The sequence below is a fragment of the Mucilaginibacter aquatilis genome (assembly GCF_009755275.1).
In the GTDB taxonomy this organism is placed as follows: Bacteria; Bacteroidota; Bacteroidia; order Sphingobacteriales; family Sphingobacteriaceae; genus Mucilaginibacter; species Mucilaginibacter aquatilis.
On sequence record NZ_WQLA01000008.1, the window covers coordinates 1 to 25,836 of the forward strand.

Annotated in this window: 16 protein-coding genes and 1 other RNA gene; 8 read left to right on the forward strand and 9 right to left on the reverse strand. The window is 41.6% G+C overall.

Annotated elements, in window-relative coordinates:
• Window positions 1-99 precede the first annotated feature (99 nt).
• Together GO816_RS17450 and GO816_RS17455 are read right to left on the reverse strand one after the other, a co-directional pair.
• On the reverse strand, window positions 100-1,950 hold the full coding sequence (locus GO816_RS17450) for a DNA topoisomerase 3 (protein ID WP_157543246.1): 1,851 nt from the start codon (window positions 1,948-1,950) through the stop codon (window positions 100-102).
• Window positions 1,947-2,180 (reverse strand): hypothetical protein, encoded by a 234-nt coding sequence (locus tag GO816_RS17455; RefSeq protein WP_157543247.1) that lies wholly within the window; start codon window positions 2,178-2,180, stop codon window positions 1,947-1,949. Before GO816_RS17455 ends, GO816_RS17450 begins: the two co-directional genes overlap by 4 nt.
• Window positions 2,181-2,282: 102 nt before the next feature.
• On the opposite strand from GO816_RS17455, the gene GO816_RS17460 reads away from it, so the two are divergent.
• Window positions 2,283-2,759: a hypothetical protein gene (locus tag GO816_RS17460; RefSeq protein ID WP_157543248.1), complete on the forward strand. Its 477-nt coding sequence runs from the start codon at window positions 2,283-2,285 to the stop codon at window positions 2,757-2,759.
• Window positions 2,760-2,773: 14 nt separating this feature from the next.
• Here GO816_RS17460 and GO816_RS17465 read toward each other — a convergent pair whose 3' ends face one another.
• From GO816_RS17465 to GO816_RS17480, 4 genes are all read right to left on the reverse strand, one after another.
• A complete protein-coding gene (locus tag GO816_RS17465) occupies window positions 2,774-3,907 on the reverse strand; it encodes an efflux RND transporter periplasmic adaptor subunit (protein ID WP_157543249.1) in 1,134 nt (377 codons plus the stop codon).
• Window positions 3,908-3,915: 8 nt separating this feature from the next.
• On the reverse strand, window positions 3,916-8,277 hold the full coding sequence (locus GO816_RS17470) for a CusA/CzcA family heavy metal efflux RND transporter (protein WP_157543250.1): 4,362 nt from the start codon (window positions 8,275-8,277) through the stop codon (window positions 3,916-3,918).
• A 103-nt stretch (window positions 8,278-8,380) separates the two neighbouring features.
• On the reverse strand, window positions 8,381-8,734 hold the full coding sequence (locus GO816_RS17475; RefSeq protein WP_157543251.1) for a hypothetical protein: 354 nt from the start codon (window positions 8,732-8,734) through the stop codon (window positions 8,381-8,383).
• Window positions 8,735-8,900: 166 nt separating this feature from the next.
• Window positions 8,901-11,519, reverse strand: coding sequence for a TonB-dependent receptor (locus tag GO816_RS17480; RefSeq protein ID WP_157543252.1), 2,619 nt, complete (start codon window positions 11,517-11,519; stop codon window positions 8,901-8,903).
• Window positions 11,520-11,980: 461 nt separating this feature from the next.
• Between GO816_RS17480 and GO816_RS17485 the strand changes: the two genes are divergently transcribed.
• Entirely contained in the window at window positions 11,981-13,774 is a 1,794-nt protein-coding gene (locus GO816_RS17485; protein ID WP_157543253.1) for a hypothetical protein, read from the forward strand.
• A gap of 228 nt (window positions 13,775-14,002) precedes the next feature.
• On the opposite strand, the gene GO816_RS17490 is transcribed toward GO816_RS17485, so the two are convergent.
• A complete protein-coding gene (locus tag GO816_RS17490) occupies window positions 14,003-15,052 on the reverse strand; it encodes a response regulator (protein WP_157543254.1) in 1,050 nt (349 codons plus the stop codon).
• Window positions 15,049-16,239, reverse strand: a complete 1,191-nt coding sequence (locus GO816_RS17495; RefSeq protein WP_157543255.1) for a PAS domain-containing sensor histidine kinase — start codon at window positions 16,237-16,239, stop codon at window positions 15,049-15,051. The genes GO816_RS17490 and GO816_RS17495 overlap by 4 nt, the downstream gene beginning before the upstream one ends.
• 206 nt (window positions 16,240-16,445) lie before the next feature.
• Here GO816_RS17495 and GO816_RS17500 point away from each other — a divergent pair, with 206 nt between their 5' ends.
• The 5 genes from GO816_RS17500 to GO816_RS17520 all read left to right on the forward strand — a co-directional run bounded on the left by GO816_RS17500 (window position 16,446) and on the right by GO816_RS17520 (window position 22,768).
• Window positions 16,446-16,745, forward strand: coding sequence for a CHC2 zinc finger domain-containing protein (locus GO816_RS17500; RefSeq protein ID WP_157543256.1), 300 nt, complete (start codon window positions 16,446-16,448; stop codon window positions 16,743-16,745).
• Window positions 16,746-16,931: 186 nt separating this feature from the next.
• A complete protein-coding gene (locus GO816_RS17505; RefSeq protein ID WP_157543257.1) occupies window positions 16,932-17,309 on the forward strand; it encodes a hypothetical protein in 378 nt (125 codons plus the stop codon).
• A gap of 16 nt (window positions 17,310-17,325) precedes the next feature.
• A complete protein-coding gene (locus tag GO816_RS17510) occupies window positions 17,326-18,060 on the forward strand; it encodes an ImuA family protein (RefSeq protein WP_157543258.1) in 735 nt (244 codons plus the stop codon).
• A gap of 19 nt (window positions 18,061-18,079) precedes the next feature.
• Entirely contained in the window at window positions 18,080-19,564 is a 1,485-nt protein-coding gene (locus GO816_RS17515; RefSeq protein WP_232336614.1) for a Y-family DNA polymerase, read from the forward strand.
• Window positions 19,565-19,573: 9 nt separating this feature from the next.
• Window positions 19,574-22,768 carry an error-prone DNA polymerase gene (locus GO816_RS17520; RefSeq protein ID WP_157543260.1) on the forward strand — a complete coding sequence of 1,065 codons (3,195 nt, stop codon included), beginning with the start codon at window positions 19,574-19,576 and terminating at the stop codon, window positions 22,766-22,768.
• A 182-nt stretch (window positions 22,769-22,950) separates the two neighbouring features.
• Here the strand turns inward: GO816_RS17520 and ssrA are convergent.
• Window positions 22,951-23,318, reverse strand: a transfer-messenger RNA (tmRNA) gene (gene ssrA, locus GO816_RS17525).
• Window positions 23,319-23,724: 406 nt separating this feature from the next.
• Here ssrA and GO816_RS17530 point away from each other — a divergent pair.
• A complete protein-coding gene (locus tag GO816_RS17530; RefSeq protein ID WP_232336615.1) occupies window positions 23,725-25,791 on the forward strand; it encodes a M13 family metallopeptidase in 2,067 nt (688 codons plus the stop codon).
• Window positions 25,792-25,836 lie beyond the last annotated feature (45 nt).

Below are 25,836 nucleotides of genomic sequence, written 5' to 3' on the forward strand. Positions count from 1 at the left end.
ACTATTTAGTTAAAACCTCCAAAACATTTATGCATCTATTTTGTATAATTCCGCTTACTTGCTCTTAATCAGCACGTTTAATTAAAATAGAGCGTCATGTTAAGCTTTTACAGCATCTGTTGCAGCTTTGGGCGGTCGTAATGATGCGCCCGCTTTGAGCATTTCAGTGGTTATTGTGCGTGTATATTGTTGTATTTCCTGCTGAAAACTCGCTACGGATGCACCCGACCGAATTTCTTCCAAACGCTTTTCCCAATTTCCGGTGAGTTCAGCTTGCGCAATTTGCTGGTTTTTAACTACCCCGTATACAGATAGGCCAACTTCTGTTGGCAGTAGATTCTTCTTTTCCCTTTTAATATAGTCGCGCTTTATGAGTGTTTCTATAATTGCTGCGCGTGTAGCCGGAGTGCCCAGACCGCTATCTTTCATTGCATAGCGTAATTCTTCATCCTCAATTTCTTTACCTGCAGTTTCTAGTGCTTTAAGCAATGATGCTTCATTGTACATAGGCTTAGGCTTGGTTTGCTTTTCAAGCACGGCCTTATTAGTGATGGGTAATTGCTCGCCCGGCTCAACTTTTGGCAGGGATGCATTTTCCTCATCCTTCTTTTCTTCATCTTTATCATTAAACACTGCCCGCCAGCCGGCTGTATTAATAACCGTTCCACTGGCCATAAATTTAGCCCCCGATTGAACGGCAATCTTTGTAATCTCCTTTATGCAATCTTGATGAAAAGCCTCAAGCATACGGCCGGCAACCATATCATAAATTGTCTGCTGATCGGGAGTTAATTGTCGCGGCGTTTCTCCGGTAGGTAAAATAGCGTGGTGATCAGTCACCTTTTTTGCATTTACGCTTCGCTTGTTAAGCTTAGTAGTGCCTAAAAAGGTTGCCTGTTTGCCAAAGTTTGAATGATCTGTAAACTTACTTATAAGGGAAGGCACTGTAGCAAAAACATCATCACCTATATAACGGCTGCCTGTACGCGGATAGGTCACTAATTTTCCTTCGTACAAGTTTTGCAACAGGCTAAGGGTGTAATCGGCTGTAAATCCTCTTCTTTTATTTGCTTCCTGCTGTAAACTACTTAAATCGTGCAATAGCGGCGGCGGTTCTTTACGAGGTTTGGCTTCAACACTTAAAATATTGCCGCCCTGGGCATAGCCGGATGCAACATCTTCAACGGCATTAACAACGCCTTCTGCATCAGCCTTAGTTTTATAGCTATCAACCGATATTGCCCTGAAAGCAGTTCCGTTTTTATCTACCTGTATGGCAACCTGGTAATATATCTGCGGAACAAAGTTTTTATTTTCAAGATAACGTGAACAGATCATAGCCAGTGTAGGCGTTTGCACTCTGCCAAGTGATAAAACTGACCGCGTACCCGACGCCAGGCTTAATGCCTGGGTAGCATTCATGCCCACTAACCAATCTGACTGGGAACGGCAGTGAGCAGAATTAAACAAAGTATCATAATCAGAGCCGGGTTTGAGGTTGCGAAAACCATCTTTTATGGCTTCATCTGTTTGCGATGATATCCATAAGCGTTTGAACGGCTTTTTACATTTGAGGTAGTAATATATATACCTGAATATTAATTCGCCTTCGCGCCCGGCATCCGTAGCTACAATAATTTCTGAAGCTTCTTCAAATAAAGTCTTAATAGTGTTAAGTTGCTTTACGGCCGACGGGTCATCAACCATACCATCTTTTGTTTTAGTTTTACGTACAGATAGTTTAAACTTTTGCGGAAGCATGGGAAGGTTTTGTACACTCCACCTGTAATACCCATATTCCTGCGGAGGCGCTAGCTGCAACAAATGACCAAAGGCCCAGGTAAATGTGTATCCTTTGCCTTCAATATAACCATCCTTTTTAGTGTTTGCTCCAAACACCTTTGCAATTTCGCGGGCCACAGAGGGCTTTTCAGCAATAATTACTTTCATATAATACGAAACCGGAGTGTGATAGCTTTACCTATTGCGTCAGCTAATCGGTTTGAGTCAAAATTTTCATTGTCTTTAAATTTCCACTTTTCGCCATCGCGCTGCAAAACCTTCATTTCTCCGTTTACGAGCAACTCCAATTCATCAACCCTCCGATCATTGGGCAGAGCGCTCAATAGTTTAAAGGTATTGTCAACATTTTCAAAATTCAGTCTTAGTAGCTGTCCCATATATATGTGCGGCGAAATTAGTTATTGCTTATTACGACAACAATGTATGTTGATAAATGCCTTTTTATTGAAATATGGCCGTTTCGTAATATTTTTGTACCGATGACGGATTTAAATGAGTTCGAGTGTGAAATGCTTGATGTGCTTTTAGAAGCATTTGGCGTACCTGATAACCTTACACGCCTGCAGATAATGCAGCTTTTTAATGACGATGAGGCGTTAGCTTATGCTATGGTACGTGCCCTGTTAAGAGAGGGCCTTGTGGGCATATCGGGCAACCATGGTGATTATGAACTGCCCGACCGACTTGTACTTATGCCTAAAGGCGAACGCTTTTTAAAAGAGGGCGGTTTTATGCGCCGTTTTAAAGAAGAGCAGAAAAAACCGCTGGAGGTTGGCGGCACCCTGGCCAAACTTCAGCAGCAAAATATGAAGCTTCAGAATTTAAAGCTTGCTAATGAAATTGAAATAGGAAACTTTAAAAGGGAGTTACAACAAGGGCAAACTTTAAAATATTTATTATTTGCACTTGTTGTAGTTGCGCTTATTCTCGGTTTTATTCTTGGCCGTACACTTTAATATAGTACCTTCCGTTAATCCTCATCGGCACTATTTTTAAGTTTCATCAAAAGCGCATAGGCGTTTTTGGCGACTACACGTGTATTTACCGTTAAACTTTTACTGTTTATCTGTTGCTTTCCGTTATGTTGATTGCCTAAAGTAACAGGCATCATTTTAAATGACGAATCATTTAAAGCCTTAAATACATAATGTGCGTTTTGCCACCTTACAACGGCACTTTCAGGCACCGTTAAAGCTTTATGATTGGCAACCTCTACTTCGGCATTCATAAACATACCAGGCAAAAGTGTGGCATCAAACTTTTCAAAATGGCAATGTACACTTGCCATCCTATCTTCATTAAGATTTTTGCTGATTAATATAATTTCGGCCTCATATTTTTTACCGGGATTATTAATAGTGTAAGTAGACACTTTTTGGCCTATTGCAAGCTGGTTTACATCCTTTTCAAAAACTTCAAGTGCCAGGTGAATATCTTTTGGGTTTACTAGTTCAAATAACACATCAGTGGGCGAGGTGTACTTGCCTATGTTTACATTTACTTTTGATACAAAACCATCAATAGGCGACAAGATGTGAACGCTTTTTGAAATATTGGACGCTGTAAGGCGGTTCGGATTAATGTCTATCAACTCCAGCTTTTGAGCCAGCGAACGCATTAATATACGTTGAGTTTCCATTTCGGCCTTAGCCTGCTGAAACACTTTATCGCTGGTGGCTTTACTTGCGTTTAATTCCTGCTGTCGGCGGTATTCGGTTTCGGCAAATTGAAATTTTTCTTTGGCAGATAAGTAGTCCTGTTGAATTTGTATAAACTGCATGTCCTCCAGAATGCCTAATACCTGCCCTTTGCGCACGTGCACACCCGGCAATAAATCAGTACTTTTAAGGTAACCGCCCAAGGGGAAACTTACGCTTACGGTACTTTGCGGCGGCACATCTATAGCTCCCTGCAACTTCAAAGTTCCGGTTACATTACTCATGGAAAGTGTGTCAATTTCCACTCCGGCGTTTTTTAATTGTGCGGGTGTTAAATTAACTAACGTTGTATCTTGCAACTCTTCTTCCTCATGGCTTGCTACCTTTTTTTCGGTACAGCCGGTAAGTATAAAAAGCGTCACTAAAAGTGATATATAAGTCTTCATTTTATGCTTTATAAATTATAGAGTTTTTGAGCCTGAATTACCGAATTATTATAGTTATATAACAATTCCAGATACTCGTTTCTGATGCTTATAGCCTGATCGACCAATATTACCCATTGCAGGTAATCAATCTCGCCACCTGTGAATTGCTTGCTGGCAGTGTTAATGATTAAGTCGGCATTTTTAAGCCCTTGCCCCTCAAAGTAGTTAAGACTTGCAGCATATTTTTGTATTTGCCTAACTGCATTATGTTGTTCGGTTTTCAACTGCAGTGCAGCGTAAGCAGTACGGTTTTGAGCCAGCTGCCATTCAACCTTGGCTGATGATATACGTGCCGACTGTGCACCTGCAAATATAGGTATACTTACACCTGCCGATACATAATTGAACCGCTTACCGGCGCCAAAATTTGTTTCGAGGCCATTTACTATTTGTGAGCCTGCAATACTCTGGTTATTGTACCCGGCGAACAAATCAGGCAATAGTTTAGCCTTTTCGGTACGCCAGCGCCAGCGGGCTGCTTCGGCCTGATGATTGTAAAGCTGCACTTGCGGAAAGGCATTAACATCAGCGGGTGTTAGCAATTGAGCATTTACTCCGGGCTTAAGCGTTTGATAAGCCGGCACATAGGCAACAGAGTCATTGAGCAGTATATTGAATTGTTTTAAAGCAATCTCCTCATCGCCAATAACCAGGTTAAGCTGATTATTAATTTGCTGGTGGTGTGTTTGTGCTGTTGTTTTTTCAAGAATATTGGCCTCCCCTACTTTAAAGCGCAAGTTGGTTTTTCGCTCAAACAAAGTATAAATACTATCAGCATAGCGCAACAGCTTTTTCTTTTCGTTTAACCACACTAACTGGTAATAAAGCCTTCGCACATCAGCTTTAACATCTTGCTGAGTAAGCCGGGTTTGTTGCTGTGCTGCGAGGTAACTCTCCTGCAATGCACGCTTTTGGTTTCCATAAACTGTTGGAAAACTTATAGCCTGGGTAACACCTATGCGCGTGTCATTATTAATACTATTTATTTGACCATAATCGGCGCTGAACTGTGTTTTCGAAATATCAAACGATGTTTTTTGCCGCACACGTTCCACTTCTTCATTCAAGCGGCTACCCTGCATTTGCAGGTTATTTTTGAGCGCTATATCAACTGCTTTTTCAACGCTTAATACGGGCGATTGCTGTGCAAAAGCCGAGGACGTGCCCAGCATCAGCAATAAAATAACTAAAGGAGTGGGTTTTACCTTATTTTTGAGTTCTTTCATAAATAAGAGGTAAAGCGCCGGTAACACAAACAACGTCAATAATGTAGCTGTTATTAAGCCGCCTATTACTACGGTAGCCAAAGGACGCTGAACCTCGGCCCCTGCACCATTACTTAAAGCCATTGGTAAAAAGCCTAACGAGGCTACTGCCGCCGTCATTAAAACGGGGCGCAGGCGGTTACGTGTACCTTGCACCACCAAATCAAGCGCATTGGTTACTATGCCTTCTGCCCTAATACGGTTAAACTCTGAAATGAGCACGATGCCATTTAACACAGCTACACCAAACAAGGCTATAAACCCTACCCCGGCCGATATACTGAATGGCATGCCTCTGAGCGCCAAAGCAAATACACCACCAATGGCAGATAACGGTATTGCTGTATAAATAAGCGCACCTTCTTTGAACGAAGAGAAAGCAAAATACAGCATAATGAAAATCAATAACAAAGCAACAGGCACAGCAATGCTCAGTCGCATTTTGGCCTGTTGAAGGTTTTCAAATGCTCCTCCATAAGTTATGCTATATCCGGGAGCAAGCTTTACCTGACGGTTCACTTTTTGTTGCAGCTCCTCTACAATTGATTGCACATCCCGACCCCTAACATTAAAGCCAACGGTTATACGCCGGCGTGCATTTTCGCGCTGAATTTGATTGGGTCCTTCAATTTCTTCTACCGTTGCTACCTGTTGCAACGGTATCTGCGCTCCACGGGGTGTTGATATAAGGAGATTTTGTACATCTGTCAGATTTTTTCTGCCCTCGCCGCCAACGCGTACCACTAAATCAAAGCGTTTTTCGCCCTCATAAATCTTACCGGCAGCAGCACCAGCAAAAGCTGCGTTAACAGTGCGGTTAATATCTGATATGTTTAAACCATACTTGGCAATTTCAATACGGTTGTACTTAATAACTACCTGCGGCATGCCTGTTACTTTTTCAACATACAAGTCGGCAGTGCCGTCAACCGTTTTACTGATGCTGCCTATTTGATCGGCATAGCGGGCAAGTGCATTTAAATCTTCTCCAAAGACTTTGCAAACTACATCTTGCTTTGCACCAGTCATTAGTTCATTAAATCGCATTTGAACCGGGTATTGATAGCCTTGGGTAACGCCTGGAACAGCCTCTTGCACAGCATCCGACATCTTTGAAGCCATTTCCTGGAAACTTCCGGCGCTTGTCCATTCCTTTTTAGGTTTGAGTACAATAATCATGTCGCCTCCCTCAATAGGCATTGGATCTGTTGGGATCTCGGCACTACCAATGCGTGAAACAATTTTCTCTACTTCAGGAAATTTGCTTTGCAGCAGTTTTGAAACCTGTTGAAACGTTGCTATTGTTGTACTGAGGTTAGTTCCTACCAATAACCTTGTTTCTACCGCAAAGTCACCCTCTTCCAACTGCGGAATAAACTCGCCGCCCATGCGTGTAAATAATATTACAGCAATGGCAAATAATCCGAAAGCTGCAGCCACCAATATTTTCCGCACTTTCATAGCCTTTAAAAGCCAGCGTTGATAAAACACTTCAAGCTTACTCATTATCCTGTCAGACCAGTTGGCTTTGTGCGATACGGTTTTGCTGATAAGCAATGAGCTGATCATTGGAACATAGGTAAGCGATAAAATGAATGCACCTAAAATAGCAAAGGCCACAGTTTGGGCCATAGGCTTAAACATTTTACCTTCTATGCCCGACAATGATAATATAGGCAGATATACAATTAGTATAATTATTTGACCAAAAACTGCCGCGTTCATCATCCTTGAGGCGGAGCCGGCAACCTCATCGTTCATCTCTTGCTGCGATAGCTGATTTATACCAGCATATTGTTTTGAAAAATGCAGATGGTGCAAAATGGCTTCAACAATAATTACAGCACCATCAACTATTAGCCCAAAATCAAGCGCCCCCAAACTCATAAGGTTGCCACTAACGCCAAAGGTGTTCATCATTATAATGGCAAACAACATGGCCAGCGGTATAACTGATGCTACAATTAAGCCAGCCCTTAAGTTGCCTAAGAATACTACCAGAACAAATATTACTATAAGCGCTCCTTCAAGTAAATTATTTTTTACTGTGCCAATGGCATTATTAACCATTTTTGTCCTGTCCAAAAACGGATCAATCACCAGGCCTTCAGGAAGCGTTTTTTGTATTTGAGCAATTCGCTCTTTTACATTCTTGATAACTTCTGATGAGTTTTCGCCCTTGAGCATCATCACTATTGCACCGGCAACTTCGCCCACCAGACTGTAGTTAAGCGCGCCATACCTTATGGCAGCTCCTGTACGTACATCGGCCACATGCTTAATTAGTACAGGGGTTCCATCGGGCGTGTTCTTTACCACTATATTTTCAATATCGGCTATGTTGGCCGCAAGTCCTTCGCTACGTATGTATAATACAGTTGGCCCTTTTTCAATGTAAGCGCCTCCTGTGTTTTCGTTATTGGTATGTAGCGCGTTAAATACATCAGTAATGCTAAGGTTTACCGATTTAAGTCGTGCCGGGTTTACGGCCACTTCATATTGCTTTAGCTCACCGCCAAAGGTTGATACATCGGCCACGCCTTTTGTACCCAAAAGTTGCCTGCGTACTATCCAGTCTTGAATTGTGCGTAAATCGGCCAGGCTGTACCGACCTTCATAGCCCGGTTTAGGTCTTAACACATACTGATAAATTTCGCCCAAACCTGTGGTAACAGGTGCCAGTTCGGGCTTACTGGCGTTTTCATCAATTTCAACCTGCGAAAGCCTTTCGGTAACCTGTTGCCGGGCCCAGTATATATCGGCATCATCAGCAATTACAACTGTGATCACCGATAGTCCAAACCGCGACAGACTACGGCTTTCCTTAATACCCGGAATGTTACTAATTGCCTGTTCAATAGGAAAAGTGATTAAACGTTCAACATCCTGCGCTCCCAGTGATGGCGCGGTTGTTATTATTTGCACCTGGTTGTTTGTTATATCAGGTACAGCGTCAATTGGTAAACGGGTAACTTCGAAAATGCCGTAGATGATCCACAGCAGCATCAAAGCTCCAATTACCAGTTTATTATTAACTGAAAACTGAATTATTTTATTGAGCATGTAAGTGCTTAAATTGCTGAAAAGAAAATGCAACTGCATACACTTCTACCTTAGAGGTGAAGCTTTACAGATTACAATTAATTAAAAAATAAATAAGCTATGATTACACGCAGGGAGGCCTGAACGGAGATGCTAAAGCCGGATTAGGAAAGTACTGATGCTGGTAAACAGGGTAGTTTGTTAGTATGCGTTTTTCAGGCGTTAAACTTACTAGCGTACGCACCGTGGGCAAAAAAAGCACATGGGTAGGATGCACATCGAGCTTTTTAAAAGGAAGCTGCATATCACGATCATCATCATTATCGTTTAAATCGTTGCCCCAGTAATGCATTGAAATGAACGTTGCAAAACTAACGCTGTTGTCCCGCTCCTTGTGCTCGGCAAAATGCTCAAACAGCACAGGCAGCTTTAACAGCTGGTGCAGTTCGGTTGTATCTGCTGCAAGCAGTACAAGCATTAAATATATGCACAACTTTTTCAATGCTGCAAATTTATAAATTATATTAAAGATGTGCTTTTAAATAATTGCAGTTTAATCTTGTAGCGAGTATCAAACAAAAACGGCCACAAAGATTGCTCTTTGTGACCGCTCAGGAGTTTAATTATAGTTTAGCAGGTAAGTTTTATAAGGCGTAGCGCAAGGTTACGCCAAAGGTTCTTTGATCGCCAAGCACAGCAGCGTACTGGCCCGCATTGCCGCCGGCTGGCAGCAGCTGCTCAAAGTAGTTTTTGTTAAGCAGGTTGCGGCTCCATATATAGGCCGAAATGCCTTTGATGGCTCTGAACCCGGCCCGCGCATTTAGTATACTATACCCACCTATGTTTAAGTAAGCGGAAGGCGAAGGACTTGAAGAGAACTTTGACCGAAAGAAACCATCGGCAGCAATGAAGAAACGGGTGTCTTTGTTAATGTATTTGGCCACAGTACTAAACTCGCCACCTAATGAGCCGGCCCATTTTGAGATACCTGGCAACCTGCCGCCTGAAATATCTTTAAAGGCAACTTGTTGTCCGTTCACTGTGAGTCCGGTTTCTTCTAACGGAAGCGGCGCATTGGTAAACTTTACATACTTGGCATCAGTATAAGCAGCAGCTCCGTAAACTGAAAAGTTTTGGCTTGCTCTGAAGTTACCGTCAAACTCCAAGCCCTTAACGTTTACTTTATCAGCATTAGCTATGTAACCACGGTTTACGCCAAGCTCGGGTGATTGCACATTGGTTTGGTAGTTTTTAATATCAGAGTTATGATAATTAAGATTTAAAATAAGGTTGTTAAGTGGTGTGGTTTTAACGCCTACTTCGTAGTGCTTTGTATTTTCGGGTTTAATAACGGCCAAGCTCAAATCGGCAGTAGTACCACCTACAACACTTGGCAAACCGGCAACGTTAACGCCTACTGGCTTAAAGCTGGTTGAATAAGTGGCAAAGGCGTTAATGCGTTTACCTGGTTTATAGGCAGCGGTAACCGAATAAGTAAAGTTTTTTTCATCGGCACTGGCATCATATTGCTGACTACTGTAAACCAGATTTTTGATTTTTTGCAATTCAGATTTTACTGCTGCGCTGTAATTGCTGTTTCCAATATCTAGACCGCCGCGGGCAGCGCGATTATAGTACACGTCTTTATTATCATAATTTATACGTGCACCCGGCAAAATATGAAAGCCTTTGAATACCTCCAGGTCAATGCTGGCAAATGCTGCCGCACTTTGTGATTTTATTGAGGCATCGGTATAAATACCATACCCTTCTAACAAACCGGGCGTGGCCCATAATTGATCATTTGTAGTGCCGGGCGTGTTAGCATTGTTGCCGGTGGTGCTTTTGGCAAAACGCGCCTGCGCCGACCCGGACTCTTCAGTACCTGTAATATCAACTTTTTGGTCGATGTAGAATAAACCAATAACACCACTCAACTTTTCGGTTAACTGGCCGGCATAACGTACCTCCTGTGACCAGCTTTTATGCTTTGCCGGGTTTTGCGATTTAGCCAGCACGGGCAAGCCTGTAAAATCGCGATCATTTGATGGATCCCAGTTCCAATAGCGCCATGCAGTTGTTGATGTTAGCGTACCGGGCCCTATTTTAAAGTCAGCATTTAAAGAAGCACCTCCTAATTGGTTACCTGATCTCCATGGTGTGTCATGATCAATAACACGGTCAAAAGCATTAAGACTTGGCAACTTGTAATTTAAGTCGGCAATGATGTTGTTGAACTGCCGGTAAGCGGCACGTTTGGTGGTTACAACCCCTGCAACAACCTGTGCATAACCATCAGGTTTTTGATCAGTTATATCGCCGGCAAGTGTAAGTGCTATATCGTCGGTTGGTTTGTATAGCAACTGTGTACGGCCGCCAAGGTTATTTATATCATTTGTTGCTCTACCGGTACGTATATTATCAACCAGGCCGTTACGCTGGGTACCTGAGAATGACAAACGACCGGCAATTTTTTTACTTAACGGACCAGACACGGATGCCTTTGCCTGTATGTAGCCATAATTACCATAACTGGTTTCAAAAGTAGCTTCGGGCGTAAAACTGGCTTTGCGGGTAGTTATATTGATAGCGCCTGCGCTGGTGTTTTTACCAAACAAAGTTCCCTGCGGACCGCGTAAAACTTCAATACGGTCAATATCTAAAAAGTCGAGCGTGGCTGCAGCCGGACGCGCATAGTAAACACCATCAACGTAGAAGCCAACGCCGGGGTCAAGACCATCATTGGTTAACCCAAACGGCGACCCAATACCACGTATGTTAATACCTGTATTACGCGGATTTGAAGAGTATAACTGTACTGAGGGGATGATTTCCTTAACCCGGTTTACGTTAAACGCCCCGGCCTGGTCAATTTGTGAACCACCCACAACCGAAATAGGTATAGGCACATCCTGCACCACCTCTACCCTCCTGCGCGACGTTACCACAATCTGGTCAAGCAAAGCATTTTCTACTAGTACCAGGTCTATCGGCGCTTCCTGAAGTTGAAGTATTTGAAAATCCTGTGGTTTGAAACCCACGGCGCTTATTTGCAAGTAAAACGGGGGTTGTTGTTTAGTTTCAATAGTAAAAGCACCGTTATCATCAGCACTTACCGCTGTTTTGGTACCGCGTATAGCAACGGTTGCACGTGCAATGGCGCTACCGTCGGTTCGTTTTACAATACCCGTAATTTTGCTTTGAGCAAACGCAAAGCTTGCCGTAAGCAAAAAGAAGGTAAATGTGAGTAATTCCTTTTTCATGAGTTGTGTTATATGGTTTACGTCTATAAGTATTTTGATTGCAGCATCGTGACGAAACATAGCTATGCTATTGGCCTGCCTGAGGATGCCTTATTATACAGCAAGAAATTATGGGATTGGATGAAGAAGATTATCTACAGCAACAACAAGCGTACTTTGCGACAGTACAATAATTTTGAGGAGTTGACTTTACTCTCAGGCATAAAGCGTTGTTGTTGATTTCTTTAAAGGCTTTCATTTGTTCTGCAATTATAGCACATCAAATTTAATCTACCAAATCTATAGACAAAATAGTTTTTAATATTTGTTGCTCATCCATTTATGTATTTGACGCAAATCACCTACTTGAGTGACGATGGTCATCTCCAGAAAGTACATAAGCGATCACTTTTGTAGTTGAGCGACTGATTTGCTCAAGTTGTACTTAAATGGTCAAATGCCATTAAATTCAATTACATAACATGAGTCATACTTTTCATATCCCCGTATTGGGCTTAGCATTTTCGGTTGACACTCCGCTTAAAGTTGCACGCTATGGCATATCATCAACAGTTTCAATAGTTGATGATGAACTTTTAGAACGCATGCGTAAATATCACTGTGAGCAAAATGCGCTACCTTTTACACCTATTAACAAAACCGAACCTGAAAGCAGAACCAAACGCGTAACTGCCTATTTAAATCTGCTGCATAAACTGGTAAATCAACAATTTGACGAGTTGCGCAAGTTGCCTTTTAATCATTGTTCTGATATTGATCGCTACTTTGAACTGTTACCACCGGGATCAGAATTAAAACATGGCTATGAGTTAATGTCCGAGTATCCGGAATGTGATAGCAAGCGCATTTTTCAGTCATTATTACGTTCACGTATCCATATGGGGGCTATTGACGTAAATATTATGTCGAAAGTTGATAAAATGAATTACACTGCAGAAGGCAACCCTGCCGGCGAAGAAAATTCAGATGCGCTGGCAGCATTAAAGGGCTTTGCCCAAAGCAACCTCCAGTCATCAATTATTTTATCAGCCGGTATGAATCCGCGCTTATACAGTTACCTTGAAAACTTTGCAGACTTTTATCCCGACGAAAACGGACAGCTCCGCAAAAAAATAATTTTGAAGGTTAGCGATTATCGTTCGGCATTAATACAGGCCAAGTTTTTAGCTAAAAAAGGATTGTGGGTATCAGAGTTCAGGATAGAATCGGGCCTGAATTGCGGCGGACATGCCTTTGCTACTGATGGCCTGCTGCTTGGACCTATATTGGAGGAGTTTAAACAAAAAAGGCTGCAAATGGCTAATGAGCTTACACAAATGTACCAGGCAGCTTTAGCAACAAAAGGTATAACAACTCATAAGCCTAAATTAAAAGTAAGTGTGCAGGGAGGTATTGGAACGGCTTATGAAAATACGTTTTTAATGAAGCATTATCAGCTATGTGCAACAGGCTGGGGAAGTCCGTTTTTGCTGGTACCAGAGGTAACCAACGTTGACCCCGACACCTTACAAAGTTTGGCCAATGCCGGTAAAGATGACTTTTACATCAGTAACTCTTCACCCCTTGGTGTATTGTTTAATAATTTTAAGGGCAGCACAATGGAGCAGCAGCGCCTGCAACGCATTGAAAAAGGTGTACCAGGAAGCCCTTGCGTTAAAAAGTTTTTAGTAAGTAATAGCGAGTTTACCCAAGAGCCAATTTGTACGGCATCACGCCAATACCAAATGCTTAAAATAGCGCAATTACAAGAGCTTAACCTACCACAAAAGGATTACCAGCAACAAGTGGAAGCAGTAACCGAAAAGATATGCTTATGCGAAGGCCTATGCACATCGGCCTACATAAAAAACGATATGCTTAAGCCGCGCGAAAGCAAAGCTGTAGCTGTTTGCCCCGGTCCTAACCTGGCTTACTTTAAAAATGTTTATACTTTGGGTGATATGGTTAAACATATATACGGACAGGTAAACCTTTTGCAAAATGTGGAACGGCCTAACCTGTTTGTTAACGAGCTTAATTTATATATTGATTACCTGCGAAAAGAGATAAGCAGCCATTTACAAAACTGGAATGGAAAGCGGGAAAATTACTTGCTTAAATTTAAAAACCAGTTACAGGATGGTATAAACTACTATAAACAATTGCTGCCCGAGCTTACCGGACAAACGCAGGAATATCTGAATAAAATGTATAAGGAGCTGCTGATTTCCGAAGCGCACCTTGAAGCATTAGATTTAGGGCTAATGGCTATTTAGAACTGAACCCCACCTTAATTATAAAGAAGCGGCTCAATGTATTGAGCCGCTTTTTTTATAAGCAAAATACTCCATAAATTGATAAATCTGTATTGAGTTAAAAAAGTACTCAAGCAAATAGTGCTAAAGCTAATTAAACACTAATGTTCTCTTTTATTGAGTTACATTCATTTGCGCAAATGCAGTCCTTGCCTATACATTTTTGCCTTGCCATAAAAACGATTGTTGTCAGTTTTTCATTTTTTGCAATCGCTCAATAGCTAATATTTGAATTACGCTACCTTTCTTTTCAATAATCCCTTCCTCTTTAAAATCGGTAAGGGTACGGCTAACGGTTTCGCTGGCTATACCGGCCATTGATGCCAGTTCTTCTCTGGAAGCTGATATTTGCTCTTGTGCACCTGCGTATTTGCTTAGTCTTAATAAAACATTAGCCATTCGTTTCCTCACAGACAAATAAGCCAACTCAATCAACTGATCTTCTTTTTCCCTGATGTTGTTGGCCAATATCTTAAAAAACTGCCTGCCTAAATCAGGATATTTATAAAGCAGCTCGGTAACCATATCTTTTGGCAACAGGCACACTGCCGAATCATCTAATGCTTCAGCGGTCTCGGCATGGTCAGCTTCCAACAACAGCGCATGCAGACCCAGGTAATCATCCGCCTGGTAAATGCCGGTAATTAATTCCCTGCCATCTGGTGCCATTTTAGTGGTTTTTATGTTGCCTTCAATAACCAGGTAAAGCCCCTGAGGCTGATCGCCGTCATAAAACAGTATCTGCTTCTTTTTAATCTGACGTATCTTTCGTCCAGCAATCATGCTTTTAAGTTCCCTTATTCCCTTACCATTGCCTTCGGCCAAACGCTCAAGGTTTTCCAGTGAGCGGCTGTAATAAATTTCCAGTTTTTGCTTTTTTTGCAAACGGCTTTCAATTGCGTTCAGCAACTCTACATCGTCAAATGGTTTGGTTAAATAATCATCAGCGCCAAGTTCCATACCTTTACGGTGATCAACGCGCTCAGCCTTTGCGGTTAAAAAAATAAATGGAATGGCTTGTGTATGCATGTTTTTGCTTAAACGCAACAATACGCCATAACCATCCAGTTCGGGCATCATAATATCGCACAAAATTAAATCAGGCTGATGCGCAGTAGCCAGTTCTACGCCGGTTTTACCATTATCAGCCTCGATTACCTTATAGCCCGATAAGCCCAGTATCTCGGCAGTACCTTCGCGTATATCTGCGTTGTCTTCAATAATTAAAATGGTTTTCATGATGATAAAGGAAATGTTAAAACGAACGAAGTACCCTGGTTTACGGCACTTTTAAAATGAATTTGCCCATCCATTAAAGCCACGTGCCGGGTTACAATGTTAAGACCAAGGCCCGTACCCGGGATGTTGCCGGTATTATGCGCTCTAAAAAAAGCCTCAAAAAGATGTTTCTGATCTTCAGGCGGAATACCAATGCCATTGTCTTTAACGGTGATGGTAAACTCACTCGCAGAAAGCTCAGTATTGAATTCAATAAATGTGTTTTCGCCCGAGTATTTGATGGCATTGCCAATCAGGTTTACAACGCAGTTTTTAAGCAACGAGCGATCAAGTGTTACGGTATTACCGGTGCCGGTGTGCTGGTATATTATATTTTGATCTTGCTTGGCAACCAGCTGCATTTCTTCGGTAATTTCTTCTCCAAACTTTAAAACATCAAAAGTTGAGCTAACAGCATGTGTTTTACCGGCTTCCAGTTTTTCAAGCGAAAGGAAATCGTTGAGTATGGAAGTAAGATTGTTTACCCCCGCCTTAATTTTAGTAACATGCTTTTTGATGTTGCTACTTTCGGCTTGTTGAGCATATTTTTCAATAAGCACGGCCGATAGCTGGATTGCGCTCAAAGGTGTTCTGAACTCATGTGATGCCATAGATACAAAACGGCTTTTGAGTTGATTAAGTTCTTTTTCCTTTTCAAGCGATACACTTACCTCCTCTTTTGCAAACTCCAGGGCCTGCACTGTTTCTTTTAAAGAGCTGGTGCGTTCCTCTACCAGTTCTTCCAACCGGGCGGCATGTTCTTTTAAGCGGTCTTCTGCTTCTTTAGCACGGCTCAGATCATGTATAAAGCCTGTATAAATTTTCCGGCCTGAAACTGCTACTTCACTCACTGCCAACCTGAAGGGGAACACAGAACCATCTTTACGTAATCCTGTTACCTCGCGGCCGATGCCAATAATATGTGCATGGCCGGTATGCTGGTACCGCTCAATATATGTATCATGTCTTGCCTTATCGGGCTGTGGCATCAGCATAGATATGTTGTGACCTATAACCTCATCAGGCACGTACCCAAAAAGCTTACATGCCGATGGGTTTATTGATTCAACTACTCCCCGTTGGCTGATAGTAATTATACCATCAATGGCATTTTCTATAATAGCATTCAGCAAAGCGGCATTATCCATAGACTTATTTATTGGGTAAAAATAGTGATTAAGTTCTTTCAAAATTACAACCATCATCAGCCTAAAATGTGACCATCGTCATTTTTGATTATGTTTGATTCCTGCATTTAGCTTATAAAACAAATAGTTAATAACACTAAACTTTTCAACAATACAATCAGCAATTTGGCATCATTTAAGGCAATACCTATTTTTATCGGGTAATTATGATTTCCCCTGATTTTAAAACCTTACACGCTCAGGTGCAACAAAAGGCGCCTATAGTTTCTATTATCTCATCCTATTTATCATTGCAACCCAGCAGGCGAGGCATGAGAGGTAACTGCCCATTTCACACCGATCAAACTAATTCGTTAATGGTAAGTGCTGAAAAAAATATTTTTAAATGTTTTGGCTGTGGTGAAGAAGGTGGACCTGCTGAATTTATATCGCGCATTGGCAATATTCCTATTGAGCAAAGCATTGAGTTACTTGCCGGACGTTTAAATATTACCCAAAACGCATAACGCAAATCCCTGGTTTATATAATTGATATTCACCTCTGTGTCTGGTTTAGATTACTAATTGTTATATGTGCACCATAGATAGGTAGCGCGTTCATCTTTTACTTACAAATTTAGTTTTCAACAAAAAATGTTTAAAATCTAAATACGATTTGCTAACTTTTTTAGCATACATTTGTACTTAGATTTATGGACGAGTTTTATATTGACATACAGTTAAACCGCGGACTTACCAGAATACAGGTAGATGAAGTACCTTCACATCAGTGGGATTTTCCGTTCATTCCGCAATTTATTGTGGAGTTCTATCATCAAAACGAATTTATAACCCTAACCTTACAACTTGAACACGGCACCTGGTATGATCGTAATTTACGCATAGCCGAGGATGAAGAAATTAAACAGCACCTGGATGCAGTTGATAACTGTACACCAAACTATCAGTGTGCGTTAAGTGCTTCTGAACTGCAGGAGATTGGTGCTGCTATATCAAGGCATATGGTGGTTTATCTTACCGCTTATTTGGGTTTACTCGTCCCTGCATTTCGCAACCCAACTTTAAACTGATTATAAACATGTTATTATGGCCCAGATTAATAAAAATGTTATTGAACAGTTGAAAAAAGATATTTTGCTTAAGCAAGGCTACAAACCGGCATCGGCAGATACTTTAAAAATAAATGGTTTACAACAAGTTGAAGCCAACTTTCCAAACGGTGTGTTTCCAACTGGAATGATACATGAATTTATTAGCAACCGTGATGAACATGCGTCGGCCTGCCGGGGTTTTATTAGCGGCTTACTAAACTCGTTAACCGGTAATAAGGGCATGTGCATTTGGGTAAGCATGCAACGCACCATATATGCACCGGCATTAAAAGAATTTGGCATTGAACCTGACCAGCTCATATTCATAGATGTTGCTAAGGAAAAAGATTTATTATGGGTAACCGAGGAGGCTCTTAAATGTGAAGGGTTTGCTGCCGTAATAACAGAAATCAAAGAACTTAGCTTTAGCCAATCCTTACGTTTACAACTGGCTGTAGAACAAAGTAAAGTTACCGGCCTTGTGCTACGTACCGATGATACCAAAATAAATCCAACCGCCACGGTTGCCCGTTGGCAAATCACCCCCCTGCCCAGCCATTTACAAGGCGGGCTACCCGGCGTAGGCTTTCCACGCTGGAAAGTTGAACTTTTGAAAGTACGCAACGGCCAGCCAGGTGCCTGGGAGTTTGAATGGCATGGCGGCAAGTTTTTACCGGTTTATGAAACCGAAGGTAGCAATATAAATACTTCGGTAAAAAAGGCAGGTTAATGACATGCAGCAACGTTTTATGGCTTTGTGGTTTTGTTATTTAAAAACCGATTGGATAGCCATTCGCAAACCCGAACTTATAGATATACCTTTTGTGTTTTCTCAGCCAGATCATAACTGCGTTATGGTTACTGCAGCAAATAATATTGCACAGCAAGGCGGTGTAATACCTGGAATGCGCCTGGCCGATGCAAAAGCCATTCTACCATCACTAGAAGTACTGCAGGATAAGCCCGCACGCGAAGAAAAGCTACTGAAAGCCATTGCCGAATGGTGCATACGCTATACGCCGGTTGTTGCACTTAACCTTCCTGACGGCCTTTTGCTAAACATTACCGGTTGCACGCATTTATGGGGCAGCGAAGCCGGGTATGTAACTGATATAATCAACAGGTTTAATAATAAAGGTTACGTTGTAAAAGCTGCCATTGCTGATACTATTGGCGCCGCCTGGGCACTATCAAGGTACACTGAAAACTATTGTATTGTTGAACCGAAACAGCAAAGGGCTGCTTTATGCAACCTGCCGCCGGCTGCTTTACGCTTAGATGCTATAACTATTGAAAAACTTGATAAGCTTGGCTTTTTAAACATTGAGTCTGTACTAAAAATTCCGCTTAAAGAGTTGCGCCGGCGCTTTGGTGGTGATTTAATTTTAAGAATACTACAGGCACTTGGCGAGGTGGAAGAGTACCTTAAACTAATTAAAGAACCTGATCCATACGAGGAGCGCCTGCATACACCTGAACTTTATAAAACACGCACCGGTATTGATATTGCCGTACAAGAGTTATTAAAAAAAATTTGCGAACGTTTAATTGCAGAGGGCAATGGCGTTCGTGCTGCAATATTAAGCACTTACCGCACCGATGGTAAAATTCAACATTTAAAGATTGGCACCAACAAGGCTACGCATGATGTAGCACATTTATTTAAATTGTTTGAGCTTCATTTAAACGAGATAAAGCCGGGGATGGGTATTGAATTGTTTGTTTTGCAAATACCTAAAATTGACAAGGTTGATATCAAACAGCAAGCCATTTGGAAGGGCAAAATAAATATTGACGATAATGGAATTATTGAACTGCTAGACAAAGTTGCCGGCAAAATAGGTATGCAGTCTATTTACAGATATTTACCCCAGGAAAACTACTGGCCGGAGCGAGCAATTAAAAACAGCCAAAACATAAAAGATATAAAGCAAACACCCTGGCGTACTGATTTAAAGCGTCCGGTAAATCTTTTTAAACGCCCGCAGCCTATACAGGTTTCGGCACCGATACCCGACTATGCTCCTATGCTCTTCAGGTATAAAGGCGAGGTGCACCATGTTAAACGTTCTGACGGCCCCGAACGTATTGAGCGTGAATGGTGGCTTGATGAAGGCGAACACAGGGATTACTACATTGTAGAAGATCAAAACGGATATCGTTACTGGATATTCCGTTCGGGGCATTATGATAAAGCAACCCCTGAATGGTATTTGCACGGCCATTTTGCATAAATCAAAACTATGCGTTACGTTGAACTACAGGTTACTACTAACTTCAGTTTTTTAAGGGGAGCATCACACCCTGAAGAATTGGTTAAATATGCAGCTCAATTAGGCTATAAGCGTATTGCCATTACAGATCATAACTCATTTGCAGGCCTGGTAAGAGCGCATGCTGAAGCAAAAAAACACAATATCAGTATTATACCTGCATGCAGGCTTGATTTGCTTGATGGGCCCAGCCTATTGGCATACCCAACTAATAAACAAGCTTACAGCCAATTATCAACCTTGCTTACGCTGGGCAACCAGCGGGCCGAAAAAGGCAAGTGTTATTTGTATAAAAAGGATGTTTACGCAGCAGCTAGTGATCTTATCCTAGTCATCATTCCCCCCGAAAGCCTGAATGAGTTTTTTGAATTTGACAGCCAATTCATTGCTGATGTGATTGATTATAAGGAAAACATAAGCAACCTGTACGTAGCTGCCAGCAGAACCTATCAAAACAATGATCATAAAAGATTATTTCGCATTCATGAGTTAGGGCTTAAAAACAACATTAAGGTTGTTGCTACCAATAATGTGCACTATCATGAACAAAGCAGGCGCGAGCTGCAAGATGTGCTTACCTGCGTACGCGAAAAATGTACTATACATAATGCCGGTTTCAAATTGCACGTAAACGCCGAAAGGTATTTAAAACCCATTAATGAGATTGAAAGGCTATTTCGATCCTATCCCGATGCTTTAGCGCATACTGTTGAAATATCTAATGCCTGTACTTTTTCACTTGATGAACTAAAATACGTTTATCCTGAAGAAATATATCAGAGCAGCCGCACACCAATGGAAGAACTTAAACATTTGGTTAATGAAGGTATAAAAGAGATGTTTAATAATGAGCCAACTGAAAAGCTTATAAACACCATTAACCATGAGCTTGGCTTTATAGAGCGAATGGATTATGCCAACTACTTTTTATTTGTGCATGATATTGTAAGAGAAGCCAGACAGCGCGGTATATTATGCCAGGGACGCGGTTCAGCAGCTAATTCGGCTGTTTGTTATTGCCTGGGCATTACCTCCGTTGACCCTACAAAGTTTAATTTACTTTTTGAACGCTTTATTTCTTCTGCCCGGAATGAACCTCCTGATATTGATGTGGATTTTGAGCACGAACGCCGGGAAGAGATTATTCAGTACATCTATGATAAATACGGGCGCGACCGGGCAGCTATTGTTGCTACGGTAACACAACAACGTCAAAAAGGCGCCATACGTGATGTTGGCAAGGTAATGGGCCTTTCGCAGGATGTGATTGACCGCCTTGCAGCAGGCATTTGGGACTATAGCAGTGACTGGTTTGATGCCAGGCAGCTAGAAGAACAAGGCCTTAACCCTGAGGATAAGCTTCTGGTAAAAGTGTTGAGCTTAACATCCCAAATGATTGGCTTCCCACGTCAGTTAGGGCAACATACGGGTGGTTTTGTTGTAACTCAGGGCAAACTTACCAACCTATGCCCTATCATCAATGCCCGTATGGAAGACCGTACCAATATTGAATGGAATAAAGATGATATTGACACTTTAGGCTTTTTAAAGGTTGACGTTTTAGCATTAGGTATGTTAACCTGCATACGTAAAGCGTTTGACTTGGTTAAACAACATTACGGCATTGAGCTAACACTTGCCAATATACCCCAGGACGATGATGTTGTTTACCAGATGATAAGCCTTGCTGATACCATTGGTGTGTTTCAAATTGAAAGTCGTGCACAGCAATCAATGTTGCCACGGCTGCGTCCTGAGTGCTTTTATGATTTGGTTATAGAAGTAGCCATAGTACGGCCCGGCCCTATACAGGGTGATATGGTGCATCCTTATTTAAAACGTCGGAATAAACAGGAAGAAGTAACTTATCCATCGAAAGAGCTTGAGGAAATTTTGAAACGCACTTTAGGTGTTCCGTTGTTTCAGGAGCAGGCTATGAAAATTGCTATGGTTGCTGCAGGCTTTACCCCTGCCGAAGCCGATGAATTACGTAGAAGCATGGCTACATTTAAAGTAAAAGGCCAGGTAAATGCATTTCAAAAAAAATTAACCGAAGGCATGATGGAACGCGGGTATACCCGCGAGTTTGCATCGCGCATATTTAAACAATTGGAAGGTTTTGGCAGCTACGGTTTTCCTGAAAGTCATGCTGCTAGTTTTGCATTATTGGTGTATGTTTCATCGTGGCTTAAATGCTATTATCCTGATGTTTTTGCGGCAGCTATTTTAAACAGTCAGCCCATGGGGTTTTATCAACCATCACAACTTATTACTGATGCGAAAAACCATCATGTTGAGGTAAGACCTATTGATGTAAACTACTCAGAATGGGACAATATTTTAGAAGAACGTATCAAATATTACAACCCGTTAAGGTTAGGTTTCAGAAATGCCAAAGGCTTACGTGAAGACGATGCTTTGTTAATTGTGGCTGGCCGCACTAAACCTTACAAGCACATTATAGAACTTTTGAACACAGGTATAACACCCGATGCACTGGAACGCTTAGCCGATGCGGATGCCTTCCGCTCAATGGGTTTAGATCGCCGCCAGGCTCTTTGGGAAATTTCGGCCTTGGCAGATGCCCCAAAAGGAATATTTAAAAATCAGGTTGTTAAAAACCCAGACTCTAAACAGATGCAATTACCCTTAATGAGCTTGGCCGAACATGTAATTCACGATTATAGTTCTACATCGCTGTCATTAAAAGCACACCCGGTAAGCCTTACACGCCCTAAACTAAAACAGCTGGGCATAGTAAGCAGTGAAGAAACAGCTCACATTGCTGTAGGAACAAAAATTAAGGTTGCCGGTTTAGTAACCATACGTCAGCGCCCCGGCACTGCACATGGCATATGTTTTATCACTATAGAGGATGAAACCGGCGTATTAAACCTTGTAGCCTTTGAAAAAATTTTTGAAACATACCGCAAAGAAATACTCACCGCAAGACTACTTATGGCCCAAGGCTGGATACAACGCGAAGGCATAGTACAGCACATTGTCATTAAAAGCTTTCATGATTTAACTCCAATATTAAACGGTGTTGTAAATGAATCCAAACAATCAGCGTTTGAACAAAGAGCTTCAAACACGGCAGAAAATACTTCATCAAAAGAGAACCTTGCTAAAAGCGCCATACCCAAAGCACGAAATTTCAGGTAGGTGAAAATTATATTGCTGTATTTACGCTTTATATTTAATTTTTTAACAAAACATCACTGCATCTGGATAAGAAACTTTAAATATGGATGTAAAGAAGAATAGAATATAATCTGTTTAGTATGAAATTAAGATCATAAAAAAAGACGGTTATAAGATTATAACCGTCTTTAAATTTTACCTTTTTGTGGAGCCGGAGGGATTCGAACCCTCGTCCAAACATGGTATAAGGTAAGCTTTCTACATGCTTAGTTCTGTTAATTTGTCGGGAAGGGGAAGGTCAGTAACTCACCTATACCATCTTCCGTAGGTGCTTTATCTCACCCGCTTATCACACCTTAAGCAGACCAGTTTCATCTTTCGATGCCCCGTATGCCGATCCGATGAAACGGAAAACCGGCGGGACAAAAGCTATGCTAATTCTAAATTAGGCAGCTAAGGCGTAGTTATTTTCGCCATTTGTAAGTTTGAGCGTTCAGATTTAAGCGCTAATTCACACAACGCGCTGCATGCTTACTTACTTATCTCCATCCTGTCAATTCCGGTCGACCCCGATTTTTGATAAGTAATTACAAACATACAAATTTAAGGCCATAGTTAAAAACATGACAAATAAGTCACTTTCTTATATACTTACCACTTCTATCTTCAGCATTTTTTATCATGCTTTTCCAAAATTACCCCATTATATCCCGTTTTTAGATTTGCCCTTAATTTGGGATTAATATCTCCCAACGATATACCAGTTTAATAAATTGAACTGCATCATACAAAACTCAATCAAGAATTTTTGCATGCTCAGCTTTTTAACGTGGTATCGCTTTCCAATTACTTCCTATACTGAATTAACTTTTAACATGGCAACCAAATTTTATATTACTTAATGTAACAATTGTAGCGGCTAACTATTGCATAAATAGTTAAATTGCTTACTTTTAAAACCTTATTTGTTTAAGTGCATGAAATATAATTTTGGAAATTGGATGCTGGCTGCAGCAGCACTTTGCCTTTCGGCAAATGTACAGGCCGGCGATGGTGGAAAAAACAAGAAGGCTAAGGCCGATCCCCCTAAAAAATTTATTGATCCGGCTAACATGGATAAGTCGGTAAAACCAAGCGACAACTTTTTTGAGTATGCAAACGGAGGCTGGTTAAAGGCAAATGAAATACCAGCCAAAGAAACGCGCTGGGGAAGTTTCAATATCCTTAACGACGATAACAAGAAAAAACTTCAGGGTATTGTTACCGAGGTTAGCGCAAAAACTAACGCGCCAAAAGGAAGCATTGAGCAACGTGTAGGTGATTTATACGCTAGCGGTATGGACACCATGGCTATCGAAAAAAGAAGCTACACCCCTATTCAGGCCGATTTACAACGTATTGATGCTATTCAAAATCTTGATGGCGTTATTAATGAAATTGTATTTGAACGCGTTAACGCCTTAGGCAGCCCACTATTTAGCTTTGGCGTAAGGCAAGATTCAAAAAACCCAACCAAATACATTGTAGGTTTTGGTCAGGGCGGCACCAGTTTACCTGATCGTGATTACTACCTTAAAAGTGATGCCCGTACAAAGCGCATTCAGGATGCTTATAAGCAATACATAGTAGATTTATTTACACTTACGGGTAGCAATGCCGAAACTGCCGCTAAAAATGCAGCTACCATTTGGGGCATTGAAAGCAAACTTGCCGAAGCACAAATGACCCGTGTGGCCATGCGCGATCCTAATAAAACTTATAACAAGTTTGCAACTCCTGCTTTAGCCAAAACTACTCCTCACTTAAACTGGGTTGAAATTTTGCCTAAACTTAAAGTGGGTACTCCTGACTCAGTACTAGTATCATCACCATCATTTTTAACCACTGCCGATGGCCTATTGGCTTCGGTACCGGTTGAAGATTGGAAAACTTACTTAAAATGGGGTATTTTACGCGGTTCGGCTGGTTCATTAAGCTCACCGTTTGTAAAAAGCCAGTTTAAATTCAGCAGCGTACTTAGCGGACAGCAGGTGCAGGCACCACGTTACGAGCGCATGACCGGTTTGGTTGATGGCAGCCTTGGCGAATTATTAGGCCAGCTTTATGTAGCCAAGTACTTCACTCCTGCTGCAAAAGCATACATGGTAGGTTTAGTAAATAACCTTAAGGTAACTTTAGGAGAGCGTATACAACGTTTAGATTGGATGACGGCCGACACTAAGGCCCGTGCAATGAAAAAACTGAATGCCTTTACGGTTAAAATTGGTTATACCGATAAATGGGAAACCTATAATGGCTTAAGCATTGACCGTAATGATTACTTTGGTAACCTGCGCCGCATTAACGTTTGGAGCTATAACGATATGGTTAGCCGCCTTGGCAAACCGGTTGATAAAACTGAATGGGGAATGACCCCTCCTACCGTTAACGCTTACTACAGCCCGGTAAACAATGAAATTGTATTCCCTGCAGGCATATTGCAATTCCCATTCTTTGATTTTAAGGCCGATGATGCCATTAACTATGGTGGTATTGGTGCTGTAATAGGTCACGAAATGACCCACGGGTTTGACGACCAGGGCCGCCAGTATGATGCTGATGGTACACTGCGCGATTGGTGGAAAAAAGAAGACGCCGACAAATTTAAAAGCCGTGCCGATTTAGTGGTAAACCAGTACAATGCCTTTACCGTGTTAGATACTGTACACGTAAACGGCAAGCTTACTTTAGGTGAAAACCTTGCCGACTTAGGCGGTTTAAGTGTAGCTTATGATGCATTCAAGAAAACCAAGCAAGGAAAATCAAATACCAAAATTGACGGCTTCACCCCCGATCAGCGATTTTTCTTATCTTGGGCACAAGTTTGGAGAGGTAAAAAACGTCCTGAGGCTTCAATGCAACAGATTATGACCGACCCGCACTCACCTGAGCAATTCCGTACCAATGCCCCTATTACAAATATGGATGCATGGTACAAAGCATTTAACATACAACCGGGCAACAAAATGTACAAAAAGCCCGAGGAGCGCATTAAGATTTGGTAAGCTGTAAAAGCTTCAGGTCTTAAGTTTTAAATCCCGAATCCCGTC